The organism is Psychrobacter sp. (genome assembly GCF_030454045.1).
GTDB lineage: Bacteria > Pseudomonadota > Gammaproteobacteria > Pseudomonadales > Moraxellaceae > Psychrobacter.
On sequence record NZ_JAKDJE010000031.1, the window covers coordinates 25,261 to 34,469 of the forward strand.

Consider the following 9,209-nt stretch of genomic DNA (forward strand, 5'->3'; position numbering starts at 1 on the left):
TCCCATGCTACTATCCCACCGCGCCCGTCTACTTGAGCTTTGGCGTATCGCCGCGATGTATCGTCTTGATACTCACCTACCCCTTGAAGAGGCGCCGCAGCTACAACCGTTAGCGCGTCTAATCCGTATTCATCCAGCAGCGTGGGGCAAAGATCATCAGCCAAATGGGATCAAGTACGCGCTTGAAGACATGGGTACGCTATTCCTAAAGTTAGGCCAGCTACTCTCAACGCGGCGCGACTTGGTACCACCTGAGATCATCGCTCAATTAGTGCAGCTACAGGATAAGGTCAAACCCTTTGATGTAGATATTGCGATCGGCCAGATTGAGCATCCAAAACAGGGGCTTGGACAACCCATCAATACGTTGTTTGCTCGCTTCGATGTCAAACCATTAGCAGCAGCGTCTATCGCTCAAGTCCATACCGCAGCCTTGCATGATGGGCGTGAGGTGGTGGTTAAAGTCGTGCGTCCCGATATTCGCACGGTGATTGTCTCTGACTTTGAATTGCTAAGAGAACTGGCAAATTGGGCTTCTGCCCGTATCGAGGCGGCACGCGCCGTTCATATCATCGATATTGTCGAAGACTATCGACAAGTAATGCTCAATGAGCTGGATTTAACGCTTGAAGCTGACAATACCACCCAGATGCGCAATAACTTCTTGGGTTCAGCATTGATGTATGTGCCTGAAGTCTATGATGCTGCCAAGAACGTGATGGTCATGGAGCGTATCCAAGGGGTTCCTATCTCACAAGTTGAGATATTTGATCAGTTGGGTTATGACCGTGCCGCGCTTGCAGAAAAAGGCTTAACGATATTTTTTACCCAAGTTTTTCGTGATAACTTTTTTCATGCTGATATGCATCCAGGCAATGTCTTCGTAGAAACACCGCCTGTCAAAACACTGCATGAAGGGATGGCAGCGGTTGATTTGGGTCATGAGCCACGCTATATCGGGCTTGATTGCGCCATCATGGGCACCCTATCAAAAGACGATCAACTTATCGTGGCACGTATGTTACTTGCGGTCATGAATAACAACTTTACTGCGGTCGTTGATATCGTTAGCCGTGCAGGTTGGATACCACCAAATGCGGATAAACATGCCCTAATGCGTGATATGAAACGCACTGTTGGCCCGATGCTACAAAAATCAATCAATGATATCGATTTTGCTGGTGTACTGATGCAGATTTTAGACATTGCCCGTCGCCATCATATGAGTATACCGCCGCAGCTAATGCTCTTGCTCAAAACATTAGTTCATGTAGAGGGACTTGGTCGCGACTTGTATCCTGATCTTGATATCTGGTCACTTGCCAAGCCAATTTTGAGTAGCTGGATTAAAGAGCAGCTAGATCCCATGCGTAATCTGCAACAGTTGCGCCAGCAATTGCCTGAGCTGCTCTTGTCTACCACCGATATCCCAAAGCTACTGGACCAAGGTTTACAAAGCCTTGCCTCACAAGGATCACGCCAAGACAGCCAACTGCGTGAGATACAACAAATCCGTGCTGATATGCTCAACGACCGTCGCCGCGACTGGTTAGCGTTGGCAGGATTTGGGATTAGTATTGGTATTGCAACTCAAGTGGGCTGGTTTGCGCCTGTCTTTTACTTATTGGCGATTTTAGTGGTTGTGTGGCGCATTCTGATTTAGATCAAAAAGAACAAATGCCCGTCATTGTCTCATATCAAATGGATGCTGAATATGCTAATTTAATGCCAAGCAATCGCATTGTCTATAGGAGACCTTATGTTATCACTACCATTGTCACAGACTCAAAGAACCGAAAACTCAAACCACAGCGACGCCATTGCAGCCATACAAGAGCGCTTCGGTAAGCAGTTGAGTGTGAATTCGACAGTGCGTGAGCAGCACGATCATACCATGACTTGGCTGGCCAATCAGCCGCCAGATGCGGTATTGACTGTAAAAAACAAACAAAGAGGTCGCCGCGGCAGTCGAGATTTGCAATCAGTATAAGATGCCAGTGATCGCTTTCGGTATTGTCTCATCATTAGAAGGTCAATTGAACGCCCCTTACGGTGGTCTATGCATCGATATGCATGCCATGGATGCTATTTTGCAAGTCGATAGTGACGATTTGACGGTCACCGTACAGTCTGGCGTGACGCGTGAGCAGCTGAATCATTACTTGCGCGATACAGGGTTATTTTTCCAATAGACCCCAGCGCCAACGCCAGTATCGGTGGCATGGTTGCCACTCGTGCCTCAGATACCAATGTGGTACGTTATGGCACCATGAAAGATGAGGTACTCGCGCTCGAGGTGGTCACTGCGAGCGGAGATATCGTACGTACAGGCACGCGGGCCAAAAAATCTGCCGCAGGGTATGATTTAACACGGCTGAAATCAAAACATACATAGAGTCAAAGCAATAACCAAAAAAAATGCGCCTGCTTTTAATTAGAGGCAGGCGCATTTTTAATGCTCATTGTCATAACATTTGATCAATGGCCATTTGTGTCAAAACCCGTCCGCGAGCGGTACGAAGGACATATCCTTGTTGAATCAAATAGGGCTCAATCACATCTTCTAGTGTGCCGCGATCCTCAGCCATTGCCGCTGCCACAGCTTCCACCCCAGCGGGACCACCATCAAAACGCTCATGCAAAATCTCAATATATCGTCTGTCTAGGTGATCAAGTCCTCGTCTATCCACTGCCAACATATCAAGTGCACTGCCTGCAATGGCACCATTGATACTACCATCGCCTTTTACCTCGGCATAATCACGCACACGGCGTAGCAACCGGTTGGCAATCCTTGGTGTACCACGAGCGCGGCGAGCAATCTCAATCGCACCATCTTCACTCATAGGTACGCGCATCAAGCGTGCAGCCCGCGTGACAATCGTCGTTAGATCCGTAATATTATAAAATTCAAGGCGCTGGACAATACCAAAACGGTCACGCAGCGGTGACGTCAATAGTCCTGCTCTCGTCGTTGCTGCAACCAAGGTAAAAGGTGGCAGATCAAGCTTAATAGAGCGCGCAGCAGGCCCTTCACCGATCATAATGTCCAGCTGAAAGTCTTCCATCGCTGGATAAAGTATCTCCTCAATGACCGAGCTTAGGCGATGAATCTCATCAATAAATAATACGTCACCCGCCTCTAAATTGGTCAGCATAGCAGCCAAATCCCCTGGACGCTCAAGCACAGGCCCTGAGGTAGAGCGCAGATTACCCCCCATTTCACGAGCAATGATATTGGCAAGGGTCGTTTTACCCAGTCCTGGCGGACCAAATATCAGGGTATGATCTAACGCTTCGTCGCGGCCTCTCGCCGCACCGATGAACACCTCCATTTGCTCACGTACCACTGGCTGACCAATATACTCAGCCAATAATGCTGGTCGAATATTGGCATCAGGTGCATCACTGGCGCCTTCTAGCGGATTAATTAAGCGATCTTGCATCATAGAATTTATCATTATATTAAAAAATTAGGTAACAAATAGCATAACCAAACGCTGCGCATAAGTCATGCAAAACATCATAAAGTAGAGACCAAAACGAAAATAAGCGACAATCAATGTCGCTTATTTTTTACTACATTATCAAATTGCTATCGATAGAGAGCGGATACGATCTAAAAACCAGATAGCTGCTGTAAGGTCGCTTTTAACAAGCTTTGAGTATCGTTAAAGGTATCGCCTTTGCTTTTAGCCGCTTTGATGGCGAGCTGAGCTTCTTTTTCTTTGTAGCCCAAGCTAATCAGCGCCCCTTCTACTTCAGCAATGATACTGCCTTCTTGAGAGACAGGCGTTGCCTCGGGCATAAGCGCCAATGAGCCATTATCCACTTCGATATTCTTTAGCTTATCTTTTAACTCAATCAATAGACGTTGAGCGGTTTTTTTACCGATACCCGGTATGCGCGTCAATGCCGCCTCTGACTCTTGTTCGACATGCATTTTTAGCTCAGCCGCTGACATTGCAGACAGCATCGCTAGCGCCATTTTTGCTCCAACACCATTGATCTTGATGAGTTGGCGAAAGACATCACGCTCTTTACGATCAATAAAACCATAAAGCAGCTGGGCATCTTCACGAACATGAAAATGCGTCCAGATGCTCGTTTGTTCATTGAGTTGTAATTGGCAAAATGACGGTAATGGCAGCTCGATATCATAACCCACACCAGAGGTTGTCATGATACAAGCTGTTGGTGCCATTAAGTACTGCACCTGTCCAGTAATCAATCCAATCATTATTTTCTGCCTCTAATAAAGGTTATCATCAAGTAAAATCAGCTGCCGTCTACCGCGCCATACTGTTTTTTGCTAGCCTGTCTATCACTAGTAGAAATTCACCATACCTTCGAGGCTAATTGGACGGATTTTATGCGCTTGACCAGCGGAACCAAACGCTTCAAAACGATTGGTGCAGATGTCTGACATCGCGACCATAGACGCTTTGAAGTATTTACGTGGATCAAACTCGCTTGGATTATTTGCCAAGAACTCACGGATAGCACCTGTTGAGGCTAGACGCAAATCGGTATCGATATTTACTTTACGCACACCATGTTTGATCGCTTCTACGATTTGCTCAACAGGCACACCATACGTTTCGCCAATATCACCGCCGTTTTCATTGATGACTTTTAACCATTCTTGCGGCACTGATGAAGAGCCATGCATCACAAGATGCGTGTTAGGAATACGGGCATGAATCTCTTTTACACGCTCAATCGACAAAATATCGCCTGTCGGTGGACGCGTGAACTTATAAGCACCGTGACTCGTACCGATAGCAATCGCTAGCGCATCAACATTGGTGTCTTTGACAAATTGTTCAGCTTCGTCGGCACTGGTCAAAAGCTGCTCGTGATCCAATACGCCTTCAGCGCCAGAGCCATCTTCTTCGCCAGCCATACCCGTCTCAAGACTACCTAGACAACCGATTTCGCCTTCTACAGAGACACCGCACGCATGTGCCATTTTGACCACTTCACGAGTGACGCTGGTATTGTAATCATAATCCATTGGCGTCTTGCCATCTTCACCAAGCGAGCCGTCCATCATCACAGATGAAAAGCCAAGCTGAATTGAACGCTGACAAATAGCGGGTGACATGCCGTGATCTTGATGCATCACCACTGGAATGTGTGGCCATTCTTCGATAGCAGCGATAATCAAATGACGTAAAAACGCTGACCCTGCATAATTACGTGCGCCCGCACTGGCTTGGACAATGACAGGTGAATCACAAGCATCCGCAGCCATCATGATTGCACGCATTTGCTCTAAGTTATTGACGTTAAAGGCAGGAACACCATAGCTGTGTTCAGCGGCATGATCTAAAAGTTGACGTAAGGAGATTAGGGCCATAAGATGCTCTCTGATTAGATTTTGAATGGTATTTTAAGTACAGCTTTGTGACAATCATCCCTCTGTTTGCTCGATGCCATCAACGATATGCTTGAGTAAAATTCTAAAGACTCTAGGGCATGATTATCACGCGGTGATTATAGCAAAAATTGTGCAGGCTTCGTAGCGATTGCCTGACTATTTGTCAGCCTAATCTGTCTCTTTGGTTCAATGCGCTTTGCCATGCGCCAGACCTATTGCCTATATGTCAATTTACCTGTGTCTTAATCTTATAGCACATAACGCAAAAAGCCTTGGCAATCACCAAGGCTTTTCTAGTATTTCGAGGCTTATAGAGCAATGACTGTGATAATGGATGACTTACAATAGTACCCAAAAAGTCAGTCATTTAATTACTTAGTACTGCTGTTCTGCATCAACTGCAACATCGTTAGCACCGTCAGCAACAGCGTTAGCGCCATCAGCAACAGCTTCAGCAGTATTTTCGACCGCTGTATTAGTACCTTCGGCGATAGCATCACCAGTGTTTTCTAGAGCATCTGTTGCAGCAGCACCCGCAGTGTCTGCACTTTCAGCAACTTCAGCACCAGCGTCTTGTGCAGCAGCTTCAGCTTCGGCAGCAGTAGCTTCAGCAGCGGCGGCATCAACATTAGCTTCAGCGTCATCACCAGCTGACTCAACAGCAGCTTCCGTGTTTTCTTCTGTTTGTTGGCTACATGCAGTAACTGCAAAAGTACCAGCAAGTACGCTAGCAAGTAACAAATGACGTTTTAACATAATAAACCTCTCGTAAATAATGCATGTCAAGATACATGGTCGCGCTATTTTATAGAGTGCGAATGAGACATGCAATAATAATTTTCAGTGTAGAAACAAATAATTACTGCTTAATAATCTATGACTATAAATTTTAGCTATATCAATATGAATAAGCCAAATGAAAGTCAAAATATTATTTTCACAGACTACCTTAGATGCTTACTATTAGTTGTACGTCTAGTGTTACTAAAATGCAGAGTAACGTTAAGTCATTAGGTACTGATTTGCAGTGCAGCCACGGCTGGGAGCACCTTACCTTCCACGAACTCCAAAAATGCACCGCCGCCTGTGGACATATAGCTGACACCATCAGCAACTTGATATTTATCAATCGCCGCTAATGTGTCACCGCCACCTGCGATTGAAAAACCGTCGCTGTCTCTTACAGCTGTTGCTAGTATTTGTGTCCCTTGACCAAATGCATCCACTTCAAACACACCAACGGGCCCATTCCACAAAATTGTCTTTGCATGAATGATAGCATCAGCAAGCTGTTTGGCACTCTCTGGTGCAATATCCAATATCATGTCATTGTCGCCAATTGCATCAACAGACTTGATGGTTGCCACTGCCTTTTGCAATGAGCCAGTAAAATCAGCAAAATCGATGTCATTTTTGTCAGCAACGACGACGTATTCAGGCAGTAATACCTCAGTGTTGGACATGATATCGCGCGCAGTGTCGACTAAGTCTGCCTCGTATAGCGACGCGCCCACACTATGTCCTTGCGCCGCCAAGAAAGTATTGGCAATACCGCCGCCCACGATGATCTGTGTACAGACTTCTGCCAAACTATTTAATACTTCTAACTTAGTCGATACCTTTGACCCGCCAACGATGGCAAGCATAGGCTGCGCTGGTGTCTCAAGCGCTAAGCTTAAGGCGTCTAATTCAGCTGCCAGCAAAGGGCCTGCGCAAACGGTCTTATCTGCTTGGTGCATCGCTTGGGTCACACCTTCTGTCGATGCTTGCGCACGGTGCGCTGTACCAAATGCATCCATGACAAAAACGTCGCAAAGATCCGCATACTTCTTCGCTAGAGTCGCATCGTTTTTCTTTTCACCGTCATTAAAACGCACATTTTCTAGCAGTACAACTTCACCAGGCTTTACAGAGGCGCCGTGAGTCAGATAGTCATTGTTAAGACGCACGGGCGTTGATAATTGCGCGCTCAATTTGTCTGTCAAGTAGTCAGCAACTGGAGCCAATGAATAAACAGCCTCAGGATTTCCTTCTATTGGACGTCCTAGATGTGAGCACACAATGACAGCAGCCCCTTTTTCTAGTGCCATTTTAATAGTAGGTAGACTTGCTTGTAAGCGTGCATCACTTGCAACCTTACCGTCTTTGATAGGTACGTTTAAATCTTCTCGAATCAATACCACTTTATCGGTTAAGTTCAGCTCACTCATACGCAAAAAATTCATTACCTGCTCCTATGCATCAATATATCTATTAATTTACGATTGCTATCCATTGTTGATATGACGAATCATTTTTCAATCATCTACGGCATATGCTCAACGATTCACCTTAAGTCTGGCTATCTTTATCATGTCTTTCTTCATCATGTCTTTATCACTGAGTCTTTATACCAGCCATCGGCGCTGTTTTATTGGGTCAAATAACAGCGCAGACATCAGCGGCGGTGTATTCTACCAGTTTTCGAGCAAAGGCTCACAAGCAACCTTCGATGAATTTTAGCAAAACGAACCTATCTGCTCAGTCATTTAAGGTTTATATACAAATGAAACGATTGTAGTTAGGCGCTTTAGTCATATCAATAAACAGTAACATTTCGTGGTGGTACTCTGCAGTCAGGCTCTTTATGATAGAAGCGTTGACAATAACAATAACCTTTTGGGAGCACATAATGAGTATCAATTTAGACACAGCCAAACAAAATCTTTTAAAATTAAAAGATGAGTATGAGTCTCGTATTGAAAAGATAGAAGATCATATCCAAAACCCACAAGATGACCTTAATGAGCATTGGGAAGATCAAGCTATTTCTTATCGTCAAAACGACATGCGTAAAAATTTGATGACAGAGGCACGCCAAAACCTCATCTATGTCGACAATGCATTGGGCCGCATTGAAAATGGTACGTATGGTGAGTGCGAAGTCTGCGGTGAACCGATTGAAGAGCCACGTTTAGAAGCGATTCCTTATGCAACTTTATGCATGGAACATGCCGAATAGCTATCATACCTTATCCAAAAACGCATTTTATTCAGCAGGCGTTTTCCATTGAGAAAATGCCTGCTGCCATTCATAGCAACGCTTAGCAATACTCTCTACTGGCAAATCCATAATATCACCAACGACAGCCACAAGAGCAATCGGCAGATCGACTAATTCTGAAACGTTCTCTGCTGTCAGCCCGCCTATGACGCATATAGGTATGTCTTGCTGACACCCCTCGATTAGCTGTTGACGCGAGATGACATCTGCGTTCGGTTTGGTAGTAGAGGCAAATATAGCCCCCATCGCAGCATAACTTGCGCCATCATTTTTCGCCTCTTTAACCCATTCAACATCGCTGTGGCACGTGCGACCAATTATTTGACTTGGTTTCAGAGATTGTATAGCGTCACAAATTTTGCCATCTGTTTGCCCAAGATGTACGCCAATCCCCAACGTTGATGCTAATACCACATCATCATTCATGACCACTGGCACATTGTACGATTTAGCCAATTCGACAATTTTTTTTGCTTCCCTCAAGAGTACCGAATCGCCGTCAGCTAAGCTCAGAACACGCTTGCGCCGAATCTGCAACAATGCAATGAGCCCCGTAGATAATGCCGCATCTAACTTTTGATACAACAATTCAAATTCATCATCATTGGTCAGCAAATATAGCTTGGGTATCGCAGATGAGGTTGATGACTGGTTCATAGGGCAGATCCTTAATCTTAAACTCAACACAATAAAAAGGCTGTTATATGATATAACAGCCTTTTTTACATACTTAGATTAACACACCAAGTGCAACGCTAATTAATATTATAGAACGCCTGCATA

At 45.2% G+C, this 9,209-nt stretch carries 9 protein-coding genes and 1 pseudogene; 4 read left to right on the forward strand and 6 right to left on the reverse strand.

Features of this window, described 5'->3' with window-relative positions:
* The first annotated feature begins 4 nt into the window (after positions 1 to 4).
* From L0G63_RS07480 to L0G63_RS07490, 3 genes and pseudogenes are all read left to right on the forward strand, one after another.
* The gene (locus tag L0G63_RS07480; protein ID WP_301450071.1) at positions 5 to 1,663 is read left to right on the forward strand and encodes an AarF/ABC1/UbiB kinase family protein; all 1,659 of its coding nucleotides are present in this window, start codon (positions 5 to 7) and stop codon (positions 1,661 to 1,663) included.
* Between the two features lie 96 nt (positions 1,664 to 1,759).
* On the forward strand, positions 1,760 to 1,990 hold the full coding sequence (locus L0G63_RS07485; RefSeq protein WP_301450072.1) for a hypothetical protein: 231 nt from the start codon (positions 1,760 to 1,762) through the stop codon (positions 1,988 to 1,990).
* 1 nt (position 1,991) lies between these two features.
* Positions 1,992 to 2,395: pseudogene (locus L0G63_RS07490) on the forward strand (FAD-binding protein).
* 70 nt (positions 2,396 to 2,465) lie between these two features.
* On the opposite strand, the gene ruvB reads toward L0G63_RS07490, so the two are convergent.
* The 5 genes from ruvB to L0G63_RS07515 all read right to left on the reverse strand — a co-directional run bounded on the left by ruvB (position 2,466) and on the right by L0G63_RS07515 (position 7,608).
* Positions 2,466 to 3,446 carry a Holliday junction branch migration DNA helicase RuvB gene (ruvB, locus tag L0G63_RS07495; protein WP_301450081.1) on the reverse strand — a complete coding sequence of 327 codons (981 nt, stop codon included), beginning with the start codon at positions 3,444 to 3,446 and terminating at the stop codon, positions 2,466 to 2,468.
* Positions 3,447 to 3,619: 173 nt separating this feature from the next.
* Positions 3,620 to 4,240, reverse strand: coding sequence for a Holliday junction branch migration protein RuvA (gene ruvA / locus L0G63_RS07500; RefSeq protein ID WP_301450073.1), 621 nt, complete (start codon positions 4,238 to 4,240; stop codon positions 3,620 to 3,622).
* Positions 4,241 to 4,327: 87 nt separating this feature from the next.
* Positions 4,328 to 5,362, reverse strand: coding sequence for a class II fructose-bisphosphate aldolase (fba, locus tag L0G63_RS07505; protein WP_301450074.1), 1,035 nt, complete (start codon positions 5,360 to 5,362; stop codon positions 4,328 to 4,330).
* A 396-nt stretch (positions 5,363 to 5,758) separates the two neighbouring features.
* Positions 5,759 to 6,139 carry a hypothetical protein gene (locus L0G63_RS07510; RefSeq protein WP_301450075.1) on the reverse strand — a complete coding sequence of 127 codons (381 nt, stop codon included), beginning with the start codon at positions 6,137 to 6,139 and terminating at the stop codon, positions 5,759 to 5,761.
* A gap of 254 nt (positions 6,140 to 6,393) precedes the next feature.
* Positions 6,394 to 7,608, reverse strand: coding sequence for a phosphoglycerate kinase (locus L0G63_RS07515; RefSeq protein WP_301450076.1), 1,215 nt, complete (start codon positions 7,606 to 7,608; stop codon positions 6,394 to 6,396).
* Positions 7,609 to 8,054: 446 nt separating this feature from the next.
* Between L0G63_RS07515 and L0G63_RS07520 the strand changes: the two genes are divergently transcribed.
* A complete protein-coding gene (locus L0G63_RS07520) occupies positions 8,055 to 8,384 on the forward strand; it encodes a TraR/DksA C4-type zinc finger protein (RefSeq protein WP_301450077.1) in 330 nt (109 codons plus the stop codon).
* 27 nt (positions 8,385 to 8,411) lie between these two features.
* Here L0G63_RS07520 and L0G63_RS07525 read toward each other — a convergent pair whose 3' ends face one another.
* A complete protein-coding gene (locus L0G63_RS07525) occupies positions 8,412 to 9,083 on the reverse strand; it encodes a thiamine phosphate synthase (RefSeq protein ID WP_301450078.1) in 672 nt (223 codons plus the stop codon).
* Positions 9,084 to 9,209 lie beyond the last annotated feature (126 nt).